14 protein-coding genes are annotated in these 19238 nt (G+C 71.9%); 10 read left to right on the top strand and 4 right to left on the bottom strand.

Annotated features, from left to right (window positions below):
• Positions 1 to 149: 149 nt before the first annotated feature.
• Entirely contained in the window at positions 150 to 1745 is a 1596-nt protein-coding gene (locus tag K7B10_RS12875; RefSeq protein WP_229336227.1) for a TROVE domain-containing protein, read from the bottom strand.
• Positions 1746 to 2206: 461 nt separating this feature from the next.
• The gene (gene ybiA / locus K7B10_RS12870) at positions 2207 to 2758 is read right to left on the bottom strand and encodes a riboflavin biosynthesis intermediates N-glycosidase (protein ID WP_229336226.1); all 552 of its coding nucleotides are present in this window, start codon (positions 2756 to 2758) and stop codon (positions 2207 to 2209) included.
• A gap of 182 nt (positions 2759 to 2940) precedes the next feature.
• Here ybiA and K7B10_RS12865 point away from each other — a divergent pair, with 182 nt between their 5' ends.
• From K7B10_RS12865 to K7B10_RS12830, 8 genes are all read left to right on the top strand, one after another.
• The gene (locus K7B10_RS12865; protein WP_229336225.1) at positions 2941 to 4458 is read left to right on the top strand and encodes a gamma-aminobutyraldehyde dehydrogenase; all 1518 of its coding nucleotides are present in this window, start codon (positions 2941 to 2943) and stop codon (positions 4456 to 4458) included.
• 72 nt (positions 4459 to 4530) lie between these two features.
• The gene (locus K7B10_RS12860) at positions 4531 to 5781 is read left to right on the top strand and encodes a polyamine ABC transporter substrate-binding protein (protein WP_229336224.1); all 1251 of its coding nucleotides are present in this window, start codon (positions 4531 to 4533) and stop codon (positions 5779 to 5781) included.
• 70 nt (positions 5782 to 5851) lie between these two features.
• Positions 5852 to 7003, top strand: a complete 1152-nt coding sequence (locus tag K7B10_RS12855) for an ABC transporter ATP-binding protein (protein WP_229336223.1) — start codon at positions 5852 to 5854, stop codon at positions 7001 to 7003.
• Complete coding sequence (locus K7B10_RS12850) at positions 7000 to 7929, top strand: ABC transporter permease (protein WP_229336222.1); 930 nt, start codon at positions 7000 to 7002, stop codon at positions 7927 to 7929. Before K7B10_RS12855 ends, K7B10_RS12850 begins: the two co-directional genes overlap by 4 nt.
• On the top strand, positions 7929 to 8723 hold the full coding sequence (locus K7B10_RS12845) for an ABC transporter permease (RefSeq protein WP_229336221.1): 795 nt from the start codon (positions 7929 to 7931) through the stop codon (positions 8721 to 8723). The genes K7B10_RS12850 and K7B10_RS12845 overlap by 1 nt, the downstream gene beginning before the upstream one ends.
• Positions 8724 to 8744: 21 nt before the next feature.
• Positions 8745 to 10163, top strand: coding sequence for an NAD(P)/FAD-dependent oxidoreductase (locus tag K7B10_RS12840; RefSeq protein ID WP_229336220.1), 1419 nt, complete (start codon positions 8745 to 8747; stop codon positions 10161 to 10163).
• A 189-nt stretch (positions 10164 to 10352) separates the two neighbouring features.
• Positions 10353 to 10841, top strand: a complete 489-nt coding sequence (locus tag K7B10_RS12835) for a hypothetical protein (protein ID WP_229336219.1) — start codon at positions 10353 to 10355, stop codon at positions 10839 to 10841.
• A 97-nt stretch (positions 10842 to 10938) separates the two neighbouring features.
• Complete coding sequence (locus K7B10_RS12830; RefSeq protein WP_229344981.1) at positions 10939 to 12738, top strand: chitinase; 1800 nt, start codon at positions 10939 to 10941, stop codon at positions 12736 to 12738.
• On the opposite strand, the gene K7B10_RS12825 is transcribed toward K7B10_RS12830, so the two are convergent.
• Both K7B10_RS12825 and gabT read right to left on the bottom strand, forming a co-directional pair.
• Positions 12735 to 13529 (bottom strand): phosphatase PAP2 family protein, encoded by a 795-nt coding sequence (locus K7B10_RS12825; RefSeq protein ID WP_229336218.1) that lies wholly within the window; start codon positions 13527 to 13529, stop codon positions 12735 to 12737. The two genes, K7B10_RS12830 and K7B10_RS12825, sit on opposite strands and share 4 nt — an antisense overlap.
• Before the next feature lie 133 nt (positions 13530 to 13662).
• A complete protein-coding gene (gene gabT, locus K7B10_RS12820) occupies positions 13663 to 15009 on the bottom strand; it encodes a 4-aminobutyrate--2-oxoglutarate transaminase (protein ID WP_229336217.1) in 1347 nt (448 codons plus the stop codon).
• A gap of 249 nt (positions 15010 to 15258) precedes the next feature.
• Between gabT and K7B10_RS12815 the strand changes: the two genes are divergently transcribed.
• On the top strand, positions 15259 to 17418 hold the full coding sequence (locus K7B10_RS12815) for an ATP-binding protein (protein WP_229336216.1): 2160 nt from the start codon (positions 15259 to 15261) through the stop codon (positions 17416 to 17418).
• 113 nt (positions 17419 to 17531) lie between these two features.
• Positions 17532 to 19112: a PucR family transcriptional regulator gene (locus tag K7B10_RS12810; RefSeq protein WP_229336215.1), complete on the top strand. Its 1581-nt coding sequence runs from the start codon at positions 17532 to 17534 to the stop codon at positions 19110 to 19112.
• Positions 19113 to 19238 lie beyond the last annotated feature (126 nt).

Raw genomic sequence — 19238 nt, 5'->3', positions numbered from 1 at the left:
GCCTCGGCGGGCGGCCCGATCGCCGCGTTCCTGCCAGAGAGTCATCGATCCTCACGTACAGTGCTGTCGCGAGGGTCTTGAGGTTTGTCGTCACACACGAACCAACGAGACCCTCGCTTCATGCGCCCAAGGACTTCGGACTTACTCGTCTAGGCCACCCACGGCCAGTCGGCGTCCCGGCCGCCCTCGATCAGGGAGACCATCCGGAAGGCCGCGTCGCCGAGCCCGCCGAAGGTGTGGCGGTTGCCCGACCCGGAGGGCGCGTGGCCCGTCCGGTACCCGGCCAGGTTCCAGGTGTAGACCGGGACCTCGTCCGGGACGAGGGCCGTCGGGTCACCGCCGTAGTGGTACGTCGCCTGCTCGTCGGTGACGATCAGGACCCGGTCGTGCCCCTTGTAGTACCTGCGCACGGCCTCCGAGGTGTTGGTGCCGCCGAGGTCCTCGAACCGTTCCAGCACCTTCAGCACGGACTCGCCCCGGCCGTACGGGACCCGCTTGCTGTCCGTCCCGAACTGCACCAGGTCCGCCTCCTCGGCGCGCAGCGCGAGCGCCGCGCCGAAGACGGCCGCCGCGTCCGCCCGGTTGAGCTGCGAGCGGTCCGACAGCGGCGCCCACATCGACCCCGAGCGGTCCACGAGGACCAGCGTCCGCCCCGGCAGGGCCGGTACGTTGGCCAGCGAATGGCCGAGCGCCCGCTCCAGCGGGTACGCCCAGCGCAGCGAGGGCGCGTGCCGGTAGGCGGCCAGGTAGCGGAACGGGAACTGCCGGGACCGGGCGACGACCTCCGGGTCGCCGATGTTCGCGGCGACCCGTGCGGCCACCGCGTCCGAGACGCCGGCCTGGTCGAAGTTGCGCAGGTTCCGCAGCAGCGCCATCGCGCCCATGGACGGGATGACCGCTTCCCATGCGGCCGCGTCCATCGGCCCCTGGAGCCAGCCGGCCAGTGCCTCCCAGGTCATGCCCGCGGCGGCGAGCCGCTCGGCCCCGTCGGGCGCGGTCACCACGGCCCGGCGCTCCTCCACCGGCAGCTCCATGAGCTCCCGGTGTGCGAGCAGGGTGCGGTTGCCCGTCGGCACCTGAGCCGTCTCCGGGCGGTGCCGCCGGTCGAGGGCGTACCGGAACAGCTCTCCCTGCCAGGGCTTGGCGGGATCGGGGGAGGCGTGCACCAGGTTGAGCACGTCGCCGAAGCGGAAGCCTTTGGAGGCGGTGTCGTACTTCAGCAGCGAGGTGCCGGAGTAGAGCCTGCGCACGGCATCGGCGATACCGCGCTTGACGGGCTTGGGGACGTTGCGCCCGTACGTCGCCGTCCAGTAGGCCAGCAGCTCGCCGGGCTCGTCCGCGCGCCGCAGCACGGAGTCCACGACCGCGCGGTTCGACGGGCCGCCGGTGGCTCCGGCGTCGAGCCGCGCCTTCACGTACTCGGCCGCTCCGACCAGCGAGGCGGTCCGCATGTTCCCGTCGGTGCGCAGCCAGCCGAGCAGGCCGGCGGTCCACGCGGGGTCCTCGACGGCGAGACGGCGCACGAGGGCGGAGAAACGGTCGTCGCGGGCATCGCCGCTCTCGTGGAAGGTCCGCTGCGTCACGAAGTTGGCGACGGCGAGCAGGAACAGCTCGGAGCGCGCGTCGCGGACGTAGCCGCGGCTGCCCTGGTGGTTTGCGGCGCGGCCGCCCGTGGAGCGCACGGGAGAGACGGGCCCCGCGGCGGCGGAAGCCTTCCCGGGTGCGCGCAGGTTGAAGCGAGCCATGGTGAATCCCCCCGAATTCAGTGGAACGTGGGGGAGGCGTGACGTGCGGGATGCCCGAGATCGGAGTCGGCGACGGGCTTTCATCCAGGCGAGCTGCCGAGCTGCTCCACCGGCCGGAGCCGGGCGGGATTCGAACCCGCGACCTCCTGGTCCCCGAAGCAACCGTCGCCCGCGCACCGGGCATCCCGCACGCGTGCCTCCCGAGATCAAGGTGGCGGCGGCTTGGGATTCTTGGGAAAGAAGGAGCCGCAGCCCGCGCACCGGGAGGTGCGTGACGTAGGTGTCCAGAGATCGAGGTCGGCGAAACCGACGTGCTGCTCTGACCGACTGAGCTACACCGGCCCGGAAGCCGGTGGCGGGACTCGAACCCGCGACCTGCCCATTAAGAGTGGAAGTAGGTCTCGCCTGCGCACCTGGACGAGTCCCACCGTAGGCGGGCCGCTCACCCTCCCGCCACGCATTTAAGCCCCCGTACGCAGCCGCTCGCGCGCCTCCATCAGAGCGAAGCCCAGCAGGTTCAGCCCGCGCCAGCGCGAGGGGTCCAGGGCGCGCTCGTCGTCCGCGGCGAGTCCGATGCCCCACACGCGGTCCATCGGACTCGCCTCCACCAGCACCCGGTCCCCGGTGGTCAGCAGGTACGCGCGCAGCGCCGGGGTGGACGCGAACTTGTGCACGCTGCCCTCCACCACGAGCGCGAACCGCTCCCGCGCCCACGTCTGCTCGTCGAAACCGCGCACCAGGCGACCGGCCTTCTTTGCCTCCGCCGGAGTCTTCGCCTCCAGCGCGGCGCGCTCCGCCTCGGCGTCCCCGAACAGCCGGGCCTTGCCGGCCATCATCCAGTGCTCGGCCGTGTCGTACCGGACATCACCCACGGTGAAGGGAGAGGGCCACCACTGGCTCATGCAGCTGGGGCCGAGGGTCCCGTCGGGGCGCGGCCGGTGCCCCCAAAAGGGGAGGTACTTCACCCGCTCACCACGGCTGACCTGCTCGATCAATGTGTCGATCTTCTCCATGCACGCGAGTCTGGCAGTCGCCACTGACACTTCGTACGGGTTTTGGGGCGCGCCTCGACACATGGTCGACCGATTCCGTCGCGTAATCAAAAGGCAACAACGGAATCACTTGGCGGTGGGGAACACCTCTGCCAGGATCGGCACTCAATTCGAGCTGAAGCTACGGAGAGCGTGAGAGCGTCATGGGTAATCGCTTCCAGGTCAAGGACCGCTTCGCAGACGGCGCGCAGTACATCGACGGGCAGCTGAGGTCCGGTACGTCCGGGCAGTCGCACACCGTCGTCAACCCCGCCACGGGCGAGGAGGTGCTCACGTACGAGCTGGCCTCCACCGCCGACGTCGACGAAGCCGTCGCCGCCGCCAAGCGGGCCTTCCCGGCCTGGTCCGCGGCCACCCCCGGCGAGCGCTCGGACGCCCTGCACCGGCTGGCCGCCGTGCTGGCCGAGCAGGCGGAGGACTTCGCGTACGCGGAATCCCTGCAGTGCGGCAAGCCGATCAAGCTGTCCACCGAGTTCGACGTACCGGGGACCATCGACAACACCGCCTTCTTCGCGGGCGCCGCCCGGCACCTCCAGGGGCAGGCGGCAGCTGAATACTCAGGAGACCACACCTCCTACGTACGCCGCGAGGCCATCGGGGTCGTCGGTTCCATCGCGCCCTGGAACTATCCGCTCCAGATGGCCGCCTGGAAGATCCTCCCGGCGATCGCCGCGGGCAACACGATCGTCCTGAAGCCAGCCGAGCTGACCCCGCTGACCTCCCTGATGTTCGCCCAGGCGGCCAAGGACGCGGGCCTGCCCGACGGCGTGGTCAACATCGTCACCGGCGCCGGCCGGGACGCCGGCGAGCACCTCGTCGGCCACCCGGACGTGGTCATGACCTCCTTCACCGGGTCCACCGCCGTGGGCAAGCGGGTCGCCGAGATCGCCACCGCCACCGTCAAGCGGCTGCACCTGGAGCTGGGCGGCAAGGCGCCCTTCCTGGTCTTCGACGACGCCGACCTGGAGGCCGCCGCACACGGCGCCGTCGCCGCCTCCCTGATCAACACCGGCCAGGACTGCACCGCCGCCACCCGCGCGTACGTCCAGCGCCCCCTGCACGACGCCTTCGTCACCCGCGTGGCGGAGCTGATGGAGACCGTCCGCCTGGGCGACCCCTTCGACCCCGCCACCGACCTCGGTCCGCTGGTCTCGCACGCCCAGCGCGACCGGGTCGCGGGCTTCGTGGAGCGCGCCCGCGGCTACGCCACCGTCGTCACCGGCGGTGAGGTACCGGGAGGCGAGCTCGCCGAGGGCGCGTACTACCGGCCCACGCTCGTCTCCGGCGCCGCGCAGGACAGCGAGGTCGTCCAGTCCGAGATCTTCGGCCCGGTCCTCGTGGTCCTGCCCTTCGACACCGACGACGAGGGCATCGAGCTGGCCAACGACACCCCGTACGGACTCGCCGCCTCCGCCTGGAGCCGCGACGTCTACCGGGCCGGGCGCGCCACCCGCGAGATCAAGGCGGGCTGCGTCTGGGTCAACGACCACATTCCGATCATCAGCGAGATGCCCCACGGCGGCTACAAGGCCAGTGGCTTCGGAAAGGACATGAGCGCCTACTCCTTCGAGGAGTACACGCAGGTCAAGCACGTGATGTACGACAACACGGCGGTGGCCGCGAAGGACTGGCACCGCACGATCTTCGGGGACCGCATCTAACCGTCTTCGGCTTCCGCCGAGTGGCAGCCGGCCGCCTGACCAGCGGCGCCACCCCTCCCGAAAGGGCAGCTCATGGAGCAGTTCGAGCCCGACCGCCTCTCGGCGGCGCAACTCGCCGCGATGCGGCGCAGCATCACCGGTGGGCGCGGCGCCCTCACCCGCCGCTCGCTGCTGCGCGCCTCCGGCGTCGGAGCGCTCACCCTCGGCGGTCTGGCCTCCCTGTCCGCCTGCGGCATCCCGCCGGCCAAGCGCGCGGGCGACACGGCGGTCGCCTCCGACGACCGCTCGGCCGAGGAGAAGGAGATCAACTTTTCCAACTGGACCGAGTACATGGACACCAGCGAGGACGAGAAGTCCCACCCCACGCTGGAGGAGTTCACCAAGCGGACCGGGATCAAGGTCAAGTACACCGAGGACATCAACGACAACGTCGAGTTCTTCGGCAAGGTCCGCCCGCAGCTCGCGGCCGGCCAGGACACCGGCCGCGACCTGATCGTCGTCACCGACTGGCTCGCCGCCCGCATCATCCGGCTCGGCTGGGCGCAGAAGCTGGACCCCTCCCACCTCCCGCACGCCTACGCCAACCTGATCCCGCAGTTCCGCAACCCCGACTGGGACCCCGGCCGCTCGTACAGCTACCCCTGGACCGGCATCGACACCGTCATCGCCTACAACGCGAAGGCCACCGACGGCAAGAAGGTCGACTCCGTCACGCAGCTGCTCGACGACCCCTCCCTCAAGGGCCGCGTCGGCTTCCTCACCGAGATGCGCGACAGCGTCGGGATGACCCTGCTCGACCAGGGCAAGGACCCGGCGAACTTCACCACCGCCGACTTCGACGCCGCCATCGGCCGGCTCCAGAAGGGCGTGGACACCAAGCAGATACGCCGCTTCACCGGCAACGACTACACGGCGGACCTCGACAAGGGCGACCTCGCCGCCTGCCTGGCCTGGGCCGGCGACGTCATCCAGCTCCAGGCCGGCAACCCGGACATCAAGTACGCGATCCCCGCGCCCGGTTACATCACCTCCAGCGACAACCTGCTGGTCCCCGCCCATGCCCGGCACAAGGCCAACGCCGAGAAGCTGATCGACTTCTACTACGAGCCGCCGAACGCCGCCCAACTGGCCGCGTTCATCAGCTACGTCTGCCCGGTCGACGGCGTCAAGGAGGACCTCGCGAAGATCGACCCCGCCCTCGCGGACAACCCCTTGATCATTCCGGACAAGGCGATGGCGGCCAAGGCCCACGCCTTCCGCTCCCTCAGCAGTGAGGAAGAGACCGCGTACGAAGAGAAGTTCGCCAAGCTCATCGGAGCCTGACGAACCCCTCCCGCGCCGGCTCCCGCGCCCCGCACCCTTCCGACGACACCACCACCGAAGGCCCAGGCCCATGACTGACAAGACCGCGGGCGGCGACGTCCGCCTCGCCGGGATCAGCAAGCACTACGGCTCCTTCACCGCCGTCCACCCGCTGGATCTCACCATCCCCCAGGGCTCCTTCTTCGCCCTGCTCGGCGCCTCGGGCTGCGGGAAGACCACCACCCTGCGCATGATCGCCGGCCTGGAGGAGCCCTCCACCGGCACGGTCAGCCTCGGCGACAGCGAGGTCACCCACCTGCCGCCGTACAAGCGCCCGGTCAACACGGTGTTCCAGAGCTACGCACTCTTCCCCCACCTGAACATCTACGAGAACGTGGCCTTCGGACTGCGCCGCCGCGGCATCAAGTCCGTCAAGAAGCAGGTCGACGACATGCTGGAGCTGGTCGAGCTGGGGCAGTTCGCCCAGCGCAAGCCGCACCAGCTCTCCGGCGGCCAGCAGCAGCGCGTGGCCGTCGCCCGCGCGCTCATCAACCACCCGCAGGTACTGCTCCTCGACGAGCCCCTCGGCGCCCTCGACCTCAAGCTGCGCCGCCAGATGCAGCTGGAGCTCAAGCGGATCCAGACGGAGGTCGGCATCACCTTCGTGCACGTCACGCACGACCAGGAGGAGGCCATGACCATGGCCGACACGGTCGCCGTGATGAACGGCGGCCGCGTCGAGCAGCTGGGCGCCCCCGCCGAGCTGTACGAGAACCCGAAGACCACCTTCGTCGCCAACTTCCTCGGCACCTCGAACCTCATCGAGGCCGAGGTCCTGGAGGCGGGCGGCTCCGACGTCACGGTCAGCTCGGCGGGCGCCACGCTGCGGCTGCCCGCGGCCCGATGTTCGACCACGCCCAAGGCCGGCGGGAAGCTGCTGGTCGGGGTGCGCCCCGAGAAGATGTCCCTGGTCCACGCGGACGAGGAGGACACCGTCGCGGCCGGCCGCAACAAGGTCCGGGGCACGATAGCCGCCTCCTCCTTCATCGGCGTCTCCACCCAGTACGTCATCGACAGCCCCGTCTGCCCGGAGCTGGAGGTGTACGTCCAGAACATCGAACGCGACGCCCGCCTCGCCCCCGGTGCCGAGGTCGTCCTGCACTGGAACCCCGAGCACACCTTCGGCCTCGACGCCGCCCAGGACATAGACGCCGGCATCGAGACGGTCGAGGAGGGCGCATGACCGCCACCGCCGCGCCGCCGGTGGCCGGGACCGTCACCGAACCCCCGGTCCACAAGGCGTCCCTGCGCAAGCGGCTCGTCCCGTACTGGCTGCTGCTCCCCGGCATCCTGTGGCTGCTGGTCTTCTTCGTGCTGCCGATGGTCTACCAGGCCTCGACCTCGGTGCAGACCGGATCCCTCGAAGAGGGCTTCAAGGTCACCTGGCACTTCCAGACGTACTGGGACGCGCTCACCGAGTACTACCCGCAGTTCCTGCGCTCCCTGCTGTACGCCGGCACCGCGACCGTGCTGTGCCTGCTGCTCGGGTACCCGCTGGCCTACCTGATCGCCTTCAAGGCGGGCCGCTGGCGGAACCTCCTGCTGGTGCTCGTCATCGCCCCGTTCTTCACCAGCTTCCTGATCCGCACGCTGGCCTGGAAGACGATCCTGGCCGACGGCGGACCGGTCGTGGAGGTGCTCAACGCCCTCCACGTACTCGACGTCACCAGCTGGCTCGGGATGACCGAGGGGGAGCGGGTGCTCGCCACCCCGCTCGCCGTCGTCTGCGGCCTGACGTACAACTTCCTCCCCTTCATGATCCTGCCGCTCTACACCTCGCTGGAGCGCATCGACACCCGCCTCCACGAGGCGGCCGGGGACCTGTACGCCCGCCCCTCCACCACCTTCCGCAAGGTGACCTTCCCGCTCTCCATGCCGGGCGTGGTCTCCGGGACGCTGCTCACCTTCATCCCGGCGAGCGGCGATTACGTCAACGCCGAACTGCTCGGCTCCACCGACACCCGGATGATCGGCAACGTCATCCAGTCGCAGTACCTGCGCATCCTCGACTACCCGACGGCCGCCGCGCTGTCCTTCATCCTCATGGCCATCGTGCTGATCATGGTCACCATCTACATCCGCCGAGCGGGGACGGAGGACCTGGTCTGATGCGTTGGCTCCGGCGCAATCTCGTCGTCATCTTCGGCCTCGGCACGCTCGCGTACATGATCCTGCCGAACGTCGTCGTGACGGTCTTCTCCTTCAACAACCCGGCCGGGCGGTTCAACTACGCCTGGCAGGAGTTCTCGCTCGACGCCTGGAAGGACCCCTGCGGCGTCGCCGACCTGTGCGGCTCGCTGTCCCTGTCGCTGCAGATCGCCGTGTGGGCCACCATCGGCGCCACCGTCCTCGGCACGGCCATCGCCTTCGCGCTGGTGCGCTACCGCTTCCGGGCGCGCGGCGCGGTCAACTCGCTGATCTTCCTGCCGATGGCCATGCCCGAGATCGTGATGGCGGCCTCGCTGCTCGCCCTGTTCCTCAACATGGGCATCCAGCTGGGCTTCTGGACGATCCTGATCGCCCACGTCATGTTCTGCCTCAGCTTCGTCGTCGCCGCCGTCAAGGCGCGCGTCCTGTCGATGGACCCGCGGCTGGAGGAGGCCGCCCGCGACCTCTACGCGGGCCCGGTGCAGACCTTCGCAAGGGTCACCCTGCCGATCGCGGCGCCCGGTATCGCGGCGGGCGCGCTGCTCTCCTTCGCGCTCTCGTTCGACGACTTCATCATCACCAACTTCAACTCGGGCAACACCGTCACCTTCCCCATGTTCGTGTGGGGATCGGCCCAGCGCGGTACGCCTGTACAGATCAACGTCATCGGCACGGCGATGTTCGTCATCGCGGTGCTGGTGGTGCTCGTCGGCCAGACGGTCGGCAACCGCCGCAAGAACGCACAGCCCAAGTAGCTCTGTAGGGAGTTGGAAGACATGGCCCCAGTCGCCATGCGAAGTGTTGCTCAATCCCTTTCCGAAGCACTGCCGGTCTCGTACTGGCTGGACGACCCCGGCCGGCCCGCCGCGCAGCCGGCGCTGACCTCCGACGAGGCCTGCGACCTGCTCGTCATCGGCGGCGGGTACAGCGGGCTGTGGACCGCGCTCATCGCCAAGGAGCGCGATCCCGCCCGGGACGTCGTCCTGATCGAGTCGAAGGAGGCGGGCTGGGCCGCCTCCGGCCGCAACGGCGGCTTCTGCGCGGCCTCCCTCACGCACGGCCTGGCCAACGGCATGGCCCGCTGGCCGGGGGAGCTCGCCAAGCTGGAGGAGATGGGCGCCCGCAACCTCGACGAGATCGAGGCGGCCATCGCCCGCTACGGCATCGAGTGCGACTTCGAGCGCACCGGCGAGATCGACGTGGCCACCGAGCCGCACCAGGTCGAGGAGCTGCGCGAGCTGTACGAGGAGGCCGGGAAGCTGGGCCTCGCGGGCGGCTCGCGCTGGCTGGACCGCGAGGAGCTGCGCGCCGAGGTCGACTCGCCGACCTTCCTCGCGGGCCTGTGGGACACCGACGGCGTCGCCATGCTCAACCCCGCGAAGCTCGCCTGGGGCCTCAAGGAGGCCTGCCTGTCGCTGGGCGTGCGGATCTACGAGAACACCCGGGGGCTGTCGCTGGCCGCCTCGGGCGCCGGGATGGCCGTACGCACCCCGTACGGGCGGATCTTCGCCCGGCGCGTGGCGCTCGGCACGAACATCTTCCCCTCGCTGGTCAGGCGGATCAGGCCGTTCACGGTCCCGGTGTACGACTACGCGCTGATGACGGAGCCGCTGACCGCGGACCAGCTGAAGGCCATCGGCTGGCACAACCGCCAGGGCCTGGGCGACAGCGCCAACCAGTTCCACTACTTCCGCATCACCCCGGAGAACCGCATCCTGTGGGGCGGCTACGACGCCATCTACCCCTACCGCGGCAAGCTGGACTCCGAGTACGACCACCGCCCCGAGACGTACCTGAAGCTCGCGCAGCACTTCTTCACCGCGTTCCCGCAGCTGGAGGGCATCAAGTTCAGCCACGCCTGGGGCGGGGCCATCGACACCTGCTCGCGTTTCTCGGCCTTCTTCGGCACCGCGCACGGCGGCAAGGTCGCCTACGCGGCCGGCTACACCGGGCTCGGGGTCGGCGCCACCCGCTTCGGCGCCGACGTGATGCTGGACCTGCTGGACGGGGCCCGCACCGAGCGGACCGAGCTGGAGATGGTGAAGTCCCGGCCGATGCCCTTCCCGCCCGAGCCCTTCGCCTGGACCGGGATCACCCTCACCAAGTGGTCCCTGGCCCGGGCGGACGCCCGGGGCGGCCGCCGCAACCTGTGGCTGAAGGCCATGGACAAGTTCGGCCTCGGCTTCGACAGCTGACCGGCGCCGTCCGCCCGCCCTGACCGCCGCCCCGACCTGACTGACCTGACCGCCACCACCCCACGGCGCGCCGCGGTTCATGCCGTGACCCGCTTCACCACCACGGGGTGGGGAAACCCGCGTCATCCCCGGGCCCGGCCCCGCTCTCTCTCGGTGAGGAACCCTCACCGAGAGAACGGAGGCCGGGCGATGCACGGTTCGGAGAGCAAGACCGCGGTGGAATGGCTCGTGTCGGTGGCGCCGGATCCCGACGCCTGCCGGTGGGAGTGGGAGCGCAGTCCCCTCGGGGTCGCCCTGCTGCCCGCCGGCCGCCGGTGGGACGTGCTGATCCTGCCCGGGGAGCTGGGTCAGGGCACCCTCGACGTCCTGACCCGGCTCCTCGACCGGCCCGGCCCGGTGCTCGCCGACTCCGGTGCCACGCGGCGGAGCCGCACACCGACACCCCGGCTGGGCTTCTTCGTGCCCCCCGGCACGGCGTCCCGCTGGATCGGCACCGGTGTACGGGGGGCGGGGCGCGGGACCTGGATCGTGGTGCCGTACCCCGGCCGCGCCACGGGCGGGGTGCGCTGGCTGGTGGTCCCGGACGGCAGCGGGACGCTCACCGATCCGGTGCTGCTGGAGCTCGCGATGCACGAGGCGGCGGCCCGGGCGGCGGGGAAGGAGGACCGGAAGCCTTGACAAGGGCATTGGTCTGGACCATGTTGGGCGCCGCTGCCGCATCACCGGCGGCCTGGCTCCATCCCCCCATGTTCCGGAGGCAGTTGTGCGCAGACGCATGCCCTTCTTCACCGCGGCCGCCCTCGCGGTGGCCGCCTTCCTCGCCGCGGGCCCGCCGGCCGCGGCCGCCGACGCCGACCTCGCCCGCAACGGCGGCTTCGAAGCCGGACTCGACGGCTGGAGCTGCTCGGGCGGCAGCGGAGCCGTCGTCACCAGCCCCGTCCACGGTGGGAGTTCCGCCCTCCGGGCCACCCCGGCGGGCCAGGACAACGCCCGCTGCTCCCAGACCGTCACCGTCAAGCCCGACTCCGCGTACACGCTCACCGCCTGGGTGCAGGGGGCGTACGTCTACCTCGGCGCGGCCGGGACCGGCACCACCGACGTGTCCACCTGGACGCAGACCCCGGGCGCCTGGAAGCAGCTGAGCACGACGTTCCGTACGGGCGCGGCCACCACCTCGGTGACGATCTACACGCACGGCTGGTACGGCCAGCCCGCCCACCTCACCGACGACGTCACGCTCGTCGGCCCCGACCCGGGCGGCTCCGGACCCGGCCAGCCCCAGCCCCCGGCCGTCCCCACCGGCCTGACGGCGTCCGGCGCCACGGCGAGCAGTCTGAACCTGTCCTGGTCGGCCGCCACCGGCGCCACGTCCTACACGCTCCACCGGGACGGCGCCGCGCCCGTGAGCGTCACCGGGACCTCGGCGACGGTCACCGGACTCACCGCGTCCACCTCCTACACCTTCCGGGTCAGCGCGGTGAACGCGGCCGGGGAGTCCGCGAAGAGCGCCCCCGTCTCCGCCTCCACGACGAGCGGCGGCAATCCGGGCAACCCCGGCCTGCCGGCCCACGCCCTGGTCGGCTACCTGCACGCGAGCTTCGCCAACGGCTCCGGCTACGTCCGGATGGCCGACGTACCCGCCTCCTGGGACGTCATCAACCTCGCCTTCGGCGAACCGACGTCGGTGACCTCGGGGGACATCCGCTTCTCGCTCTGCCCGGTGAGCGAATGCCCGAACGTGGAGTCCGCGGCCGAGTTCAAGGCGGCCGTCAAGGCCAAGCAGGCGGCCGGCAAGAAGGTCCTGATCTCGATCGGCGGTCAGAACGGCCAGGTCCAGCTCGCCACCACGGCCGCCCGCGACACCTTCGTCTCCTCCGTCAGCAAGATCATCGACGAGTACGGGCTCAACGGACTCGACATCGACTTCGAGGGCCACTCCCTCTCCCTCGCCACCGGCGACACCGACTTCCGCTCACCCACCACCCCGGTGATCGTCAACCTCGTCTCGGCCGTGAAGACCCTGAAGGCCAAGTACGGCCCGGACTTCGTCCTGACCATGGCCCCGGAGACCTTCTTCGTCCAGCTCGGCTACCAGTACTACGGCTCCGGCCCCTGGGGCGGCCAGGACCCGCGCGCCGGCGCCTACCTCCCGGTCATCCACGCCCTGCGCGACGACCTCACCCTGCTCCACGTCCAGGACTACAACTCGGGCTCGATCATGGGCCTCGACAACCAGTACCACTCCATGGGCGGCGCGGACTTCCACATCGCCATGACCGACATGCTGCTCACCGGGTTCCCGGTCGCGGGCGACACCGCGCGCGTCTTCCCGCCGCTGCGCCCGGACCAGGTGGCGATCGGCCTCCCGGCCACGACGAACGCGGGCAACGGGCACACGTCGCCCGCCGAGGTGACCAAGGCGCTGGACTGCCTGACGAAGAAGACCAATTGCGGCGCCTACCAGACCCACGGCACCTGGCCCGCCCTGCGCGGGCTGATGACCTGGTCGATCAACTGGGACCGCTTCGGCGCCTGGGAGTTCTCGAAGAACTTCGACGCCTACTTCGGAGGCTAGGCGGAGCGTGCCGGAGCCTTGACGGGCTCCGGCACGGCCGCACGGCGCACCACGCGGGCGACGGCCAGCAGCAGGGGCGTGCACAGGAAGCAGCTGGCCAGGACGTCCAGGGGCCAGTGCCAGCCGCGCAGGATCAGGCCGGTGGCCGTCGCGGCCGTCAGGAAGAGGGCGACGGCCACCGGCCAGGGGCGGCGGGCGTACGGGGAAACCAGCAGGGCCGCGCCGATGTACGCGACGGCCGAGGTGGCCGTGTGGCCCGAGGGGAAGTAGCCGGCGGCCCACGGCTCCAGGGGGCCGGGGCGGGCGGTCCACTCCTTCAGCGGCACGATCGCGGCCGGGACCAGTGCCATCGCCAGACCCGCCGTCAGGGCCGGTGCCCAGGCGCGCGAACGCCGGACCGAGTACGCCATCGCCAGGACCAGGACCGGTACGGCGACCGGCACGTTGCCCAGGTCGGAGAGTCGCTCGGTGACGGAGTCGGGGAGCGTGCGGACCAGGGCGCGGCTGAGGCTCTCGTCCGGCGTGAGCAGCGGACCCGAGGCGAGGACCTGCCAGGTCGTCAGGGCGAGCCCCAGCAGGGAGAGAAGGAGGAGGATGGCCGGCCGTCCCGGAACAGGGGGGGTGGTTCCGGGACGGCCGGCCGGACCGGGTTGCCGAGCGCCCCGGGGGGTTTGGGGCGAACGGCCGTCCGATCGGTGAGGAGTGTGCGCGAACGCAGGCCCAGTGCGGCGCTGGGGAAGCCCGGTACTGGTGTCGCCCCCGGTTTCCCGGGAGCGGGGTGTCTCACTCATCTGCAGAAACCGTACGGCAGCGGAAAGGGGACCGACAGCAGGAACGCGCTCCTGCCATCGGCCCCCCACATCTTCTTCACAGTGCCTGCTCGTTACCGGGGGTAGCGGCGGGCTCTCGTGTTCGGAAGGTCGCTCAGACGTCCGTGCCGATGGCCGCGAACGCCGCCTCGATGAGGTCCAGGCCCTCGTTCAGCAGGTCCTCGCCGATGACGATCGGCGGGAGGAAGCGGAGCACGTTGCCGTAGGTGCCGCAGGTGAGCACGAGCAGGCCCTCGGCGTGGCAGGCCTTGGCGAGCGCGCCGGCCGCCTCCGGGAACGGGGTCTTGGAGACCGGGTCCTTGACGAGCTCGATCGCGATCATGGCGCCGCGGCCGCGGATGTCGCCGATGATGTCGTACTTCTCCTGCATGGCCGTCAGGCGGGCCTTCATGACGGACTCGATCTTCTTCGCCTTGGCGTTGAGGTCGAGCTCCTTCATGGTCTCGATGGAGCCCAGCGCACCGGCGCAGGCCACCGGGTTGCCGCCGTAGGTGCCGCCCAGGCCGCCCGCGTGCGCGGCGTCCATGATCTCGGCGCGGCCCGTCACGGCGGCGAGCGGCAGACCGCCCGCGATGCCCTTGGCGGTGGTGATCAGGTCCGGGACGATGCCCTCGTCCTCGCACGCGAACCACTGGCCGGTGCGGCAGAAGCCGGACTGGATCTCGTCGGCGACGAAGACGATGCCGTTCTCGTTGGCGAACTTCACGATCTCCGGCAGGAAGCCCTTGGCCGGCTCGATGAAGCCGCCCTCGCCGAGCACCGGCTCGATGATGATCGCGGCGACGTTGTCGGCACCGATCTGCTTGGTGATCTGGTCGATCGCCTGCGCGGCGGCCTCGGGGCCGCAGTTCTCGGCGCCGGTGGGCCAGCGGTAGCCGTAGGCGACCGGGACGCGGTAGACCTCGGGGGCGAACGGGCCGAAGCCGTTCTTGTACGGCATGTTCTTCGCGGTCAGCGCCATCGTGAGGTTCGTACGGCCGTGGTAGCCGTGGTCGAAGACGACGACGGCCTGGCGCTTGGTGTACGCACGGGCGATCTTGACGGCGTTCTCGACGGCCTCGGCACCGGAGTTGAACAGCGCCGACTTCTTCGCGTGGTCGCCCGGGGTCAGCTCGGCGAGCGCCTCGCAGACCTCGACGTAGCCCTCGTACGGCGTGACCATGAAGCAGGTGTGCGTGAAGTCCGCGAGCTGCGCGGAGGCGCGGCGCACGACGGCCTCGGCGGAGGCGCCGACCGAGGTCACGGCGATGCCGGAGCCGAAGTCGATCAGGCGGTTGCCGTCGACGTCCTCGATGATGCCGCCGCCCGCGCGGGCCGTGAAGACGGGGAGCACGGAGCCCACGCCGCCGGCCACCGTCTGCAGACGGCGTGCCTGCAGCTCCTGCGACTTCGGGCCGGGGATCGCGGTGACGATCTTGCGCTCCTGCGGAACAGCGGTCATAGAGGGCTCCTGGGGGGTGTTTTCGGGCGCGCTTGTGTCTTTGTCCGCAGGCTAGGCCCGGGGGAGGGGGTACTGCATGCTCCGTTCGGGAGTGGTGCCCGCGTGTCCTTGTCCGTGACGGCCATAGGAAGGGCCCGCCGCCTGTCTTGTGGACGCTGCGGACACAGGGGCTCGTACGGGGCCCACGGGCGCCCGCGGGCAACTACATTGAGCGACGCAGCGCAGGCACGGGCAGGGGGCAGGGGTTTCATGGACACCGACGGCACGTACGGCACGGACGAGAAGCGGCCGCCGCGCGCCGGGCACGTCCCGCGCCCCGCGGGCCCGCCGCCGGCCGGGCCGCCCGCGGGCCCGCCGCCCGGCCTCCCGCCGAAGCCCGCCCACGCCCCCGCCGGCCCCGGGCCCTCCCTCGCCGACTGGCTGCGCACCCCGCGGAGCTCCGACGGCCCCGGCGTGTGGACGTACGGCCATGTGCCGCGCGCCGCCGAGGAGCCCGAGCGGACCCCGACCCGGCAGCTGATCAGCGGTGCGCTGATCGCCCTGCTGGCCGGGCTGCTGCTGTGGTCCCTGCTGTGGAACGGCTACCTGGGCGGCTTCTGGCTCTGGCCGCTCTACATGTTCACGCCCGACTCCTGGGCCGGGAAGCTGCCCTCGGTGGTCGCCTCGTACATCTGGTACGCCCTGGTCGGCGCCGCCCTGGTCGTCGGCTTCGGGCGGCTCGGCCGCTGGCCCGAGCTGGCCCGCCGGATGCTCCGCAGCCGCCCCGTACGGGCCGTGCAGGCCACCGTACCGGCCCGCCCCGAGGAGGGCGGCCCCGACGACCCCGCCGCCTGGCCGCAGCTGCGCGGGGCCGGGCTCGGGGAGATCGCCGACCGGCTCGGCGCCGAGGCCGGGGCCGGCCGCATGAACGACGTGGACTACGCGCGGATCCGGCGCGCCTGGGAGTCCGTACGGGCCGAACCCTCGCGGGCCGTGGCCTTCGCCGACTCCGTGCGCGACAAGGGCGCGGGCGCCTGCGTCCACCCCTCCGGGGCCCGGGACCTGCCCGTCCGGGCCGCGCGCCACGATCTGCTGGCCCGGCAGGTGCTGCTCGGCACGGTCGACGACAGCGCGCGCAACCCGTACGGCCGCCGCGGCACCCGCCTCGCCCTCGACCCCGCCGTCCTCGGCACCTCGCTGCTCGCCGTCGGACCCTCCGGCGCGGGCAAGACCCGGCAGCTGGTGCGGCCCGTCGTCGAGTCGCTCGCCCTCCAGGCGCTGGCCGGGCAGGCCGCCGTCATCGTCGTCGCCCAGGCCGGCGCCCAGCTCGGGCCCGACACCGCGTACGACGTCGTGGTCCGCGTCGGCGACCCCGGGTCCGTCCACGACCTCGACCTCTACGGAGGCACCACCGACGCCGACGAGGCGGCCACCCTGCTAGCCGAGGCCTTCGTCGGCGACGTCCCCGGCATGGAGGTACGCCGTGCCGCGACGGCCCTCGCCCAGCTGCTCGGCCCGTTCCGCGCCGCGCACGGCCGCTTCCCCGCCGTGCCCGAACTGCGCGAACTGCTCGACCAGGTCCCCGGCGCACTCGGCGCGCTGCGCACCGTCCTCGAAGACGCCGGAGCGCACGTGATGCTCCGCGAACTCGACGCGCGCGAACGCCAGTACGGGGCCCACGACGACCCCGGGCCGGCCCTCGCCGACCGGGTGGCGCTCCTCGACCGGCCCGCCTTCGCCGGCTTCTTCAACGTCAAAGCCCCCGACACCAGCGGGCAGGGCAGGCCGTTCTCCCTCTCGCCGGGCGCCCTGGAGCACCCGCTGCGCGTCCGCGTCGACCTGCCCGAGCGCGGCCACGCCGACGCCTCCCGGATCCTGGCCCGGCTGCTGCTCGCGCAGTTCAACGCCTGCGCCGCGGCCCGCGCCGACCGGTCCCTGTTCGCCTTCCTCGCCTTCGACGACGCCTCGCACACCCTGACCCCGCAGACCGTGCGCGGCCTGCAGCGGCTCCGCTCGGCGAACGCGGGCGTCCTGCTCACGCTGCGCACGCTGGACGACGTACCGGAGGCGCTGCGCACCCCACTGCTCGGGGCGGTGGGCTGCCGGATGGCCTTCTCCGGGGTCACCACCTGGGACGGCAAGCGCTTCGCCGAGGCCTGGGGCACCGAATGGGTGGAGACGCGCGACGTCACCCACCGGACCGTCTTCGCCGACCAGCCGCTGACCCGGGCCATCCACGCCTTCCGCAAGCTGGTCACCGGCAAGGCCGTGACCACGGACGCGGTGACCGTACGGCAGGTGGAACGGGAGCGGTGGTCCGCCTCCGACCTGGCGCACGCCGTACCGCCCGGACACGCCGTGCTCTCGCTTACCTCGGTCAAGGGGGAGCGGGCGGCTCCGCTGCTGGTGCGGCTGATCGCGACGGGCTGAGCCGACCCGTACGAGGTGGCAGAATCGAGGGGAGTCGTTCATACGACAGGGCGAAATTCCGGCGCCTCCCCCTCCTCTCGCACCCCTTCCTCCTCTAAGGCCCCTGGTACCCGATGCCGCTCACCCTCGCCTCACTCGTCCAGCACTCGGCGCTCAAGCTCAGCGTCCGGGCGGGGGAGGGCCGCCTCGACACCCCCGTGCGCTGGGCCCACGTCAGCGAGCTCGCCGACCCCGTCCCCTATATGGAGGGCGGCGAGCTGCTCCTGATCACCGCGATGAAGCTGGACGCGGAGGATCCGCAGGAGATGCGCCGGTACGTACGCCGCCTCGCCGCGGCCGGGGTCGTCGGCATCGGCTTCGCCGTCGGCGTGAACTACGAAGCGATCCCCGAGGCACTGGTCGAAGCCGCGCGGGCCGAGGACCTGCCGCTGCTGGAGGTACCGCGCAGGACCCCCTTCCTCGCGATCAGCAAGGCCGTCTCGGCGGCGCTGGCCGCGGACCAGTACCGCGCGGTCACCGCCGGTTTCGAGGCGCAGCGGGAACTGACCCGGGCCGCGCTCTCCGCCGACGGGCCGGCCGAGCTGCTGGCCCGGCTGGCGGCGCACGTGCACGGCTGGGCGGCCCTGTACGACACCTCGGGCGCGGTGGTCGCGGCCGCCCCGGAATGGGCCGCGCGGCGGGCCGCCCGGCTGACCCCCGACGTGGAGCGGCTGCGGGAGCGGCCGGCGCCCGCGAGCGCCGTGGTGGGCGGGTCGGAGGACCGCGTCGAGCTCCAGTCGCTCGGTACGGGCCGGCGGGCCCGCGGCGCGCTCGCCGTCGGCACGGGGGCTCCTCTGGGCACGGCCGAGCGGTACGCCGTGCACTCGGCGGTGGCCCTCCTGACCCTGACCACCGAGCGGTCGAGGTCGCTGCACGACGCCGAGTCCCGGCTGGGGGCCGCGGTGCTGCGGATGCTGCTGGACGGCGAGGCCGAACACGCCCGGGCGGTGGCCGGGGACCTGTACGGGGCGCTGCTGGAGGCGCCGTTCCGGCTGATCGTGGCCGAGCCGGCGCTGCCGGGGACCGCGCAGCCGGAGGGGCTGGCGCTGCTGGCCGACGCGGTGGAGTCGGCGGCGGCCCGGGCGGGGGAGGCCCTGCTGGTGGTGCCGGAGCCGGGGCGGCTGGTGGTGCTGGCGGCCGACGGGGGCGCGGCGGTGCAGGCCTGTACGGAGCACGCGGACGCGCTGGAGTCGCGGCGCGGGCGGGAGGCGACCGGTCCGGAGCCGGACGAGCTGGTGGTCGGGCTGTCCGCGGCCGCGGTGCCCTCGGGAGTGGCGGCGGCGTTCAAACAGGCCGACCAGGCGCTGGCCGTGGCCCGGCGGCGCGGGCGGCCGATGGTGGAGCACGAGGACCTGGCGGCGGGGTCGGTCCTGCCGCTGCTGGCGGACGAGGCGGTACGGGCCTTCGCGGACGGCACGCTGCGGGCGCTGCGCGAGCACGACGAGAAGGGGCGCGGGGACCTGGTGGCCTCGCTGCAGGCGTGGCTGTCGCGGCACGGGCAGTGGGACGCGGCGGCGGCCGATCTCGGGGTGCACCGGCACACGCTGCGCTACCGGATGCGCAGGGTCGAGGAGATCCTCGGCCGTTCCCTCGACGACCCGGACGTCCGCATGGAGCTGTGGCTCGCCCTGAAGGCCACCTCGTCCGCCGTGTAGCCGCCGGGCCGGAAAACGGCCCCGCGCGGCGGGAGCCCGCGGCGCGACACTGACAAAGCGGCGCGGCCGGTGCCCGGCATGCTCCACCCCGGCTAAACGCCGAAACCCGGACGGAGTCCTACGGTG

The organism is Streptomyces flavotricini (genome assembly GCF_020639365.1).
Taxonomy (GTDB): domain Bacteria; phylum Actinomycetota; class Actinomycetes; order Streptomycetales; family Streptomycetaceae; genus Streptomyces; species Streptomyces flavotricini.
The sequence above is the reverse complement of the archived record's forward strand: the minus strand, read 5'-3'. Positions and strand labels throughout refer to the sequence as shown.

Excerpts from the sequence above, each read along its gene's own strand:
- K7B10_RS12875 (WP_229336227.1), bottom strand. The coding sequence starts at position 1,745 with ATGGCTCGCTTCAACCTGCGCGCACCCGGGAAGGCTTCCGCCGCCGCG.
- ybiA (WP_229336226.1), bottom strand. The coding sequence starts at position 2,758 with ATGGAGAAGATCGACACATTGATCGAGCAGGTCAGCCGTGGTGAGCGG.
- K7B10_RS12865 (WP_229336225.1), top strand. The coding sequence starts at position 2,941 with ATGGGTAATCGCTTCCAGGTCAAGGACCGCTTCGCAGACGGCGCGCAG.
- K7B10_RS12860 (WP_229336224.1), top strand. The coding sequence starts at position 4,531 with ATGGAGCAGTTCGAGCCCGACCGCCTCTCGGCGGCGCAACTCGCCGCG.
- K7B10_RS12855 (WP_229336223.1), top strand. The coding sequence starts at position 5,852 with ATGACTGACAAGACCGCGGGCGGCGACGTCCGCCTCGCCGGGATCAGC.
- K7B10_RS12850 (WP_229336222.1), top strand. The coding sequence starts at position 7,000 with ATGACCGCCACCGCCGCGCCGCCGGTGGCCGGGACCGTCACCGAACCC.
- K7B10_RS12845 (WP_229336221.1), top strand. The coding sequence starts at position 7,929 with ATGCGTTGGCTCCGGCGCAATCTCGTCGTCATCTTCGGCCTCGGCACG.
- K7B10_RS12840 (WP_229336220.1), top strand. The coding sequence starts at position 8,745 with ATGGCCCCAGTCGCCATGCGAAGTGTTGCTCAATCCCTTTCCGAAGCA.
- K7B10_RS12835 (WP_229336219.1), top strand. The coding sequence starts at position 10,353 with ATGCACGGTTCGGAGAGCAAGACCGCGGTGGAATGGCTCGTGTCGGTG.
- K7B10_RS12830 (WP_229344981.1), top strand. The coding sequence starts at position 10,939 with ATGCCCTTCTTCACCGCGGCCGCCCTCGCGGTGGCCGCCTTCCTCGCC.
- K7B10_RS12825 (WP_229336218.1), bottom strand. The coding sequence starts at position 13,529 with ATGAGTGAGACACCCCGCTCCCGGGAAACCGGGGGCGACACCAGTACC.
- gabT (WP_229336217.1), bottom strand. The coding sequence starts at position 15,009 with ATGACCGCTGTTCCGCAGGAGCGCAAGATCGTCACCGCGATCCCCGGC.
- K7B10_RS12815 (WP_229336216.1), top strand. The coding sequence starts at position 15,259 with ATGGACACCGACGGCACGTACGGCACGGACGAGAAGCGGCCGCCGCGC.
- K7B10_RS12810 (WP_229336215.1), top strand. The coding sequence starts at position 17,532 with ATGCCGCTCACCCTCGCCTCACTCGTCCAGCACTCGGCGCTCAAGCTC.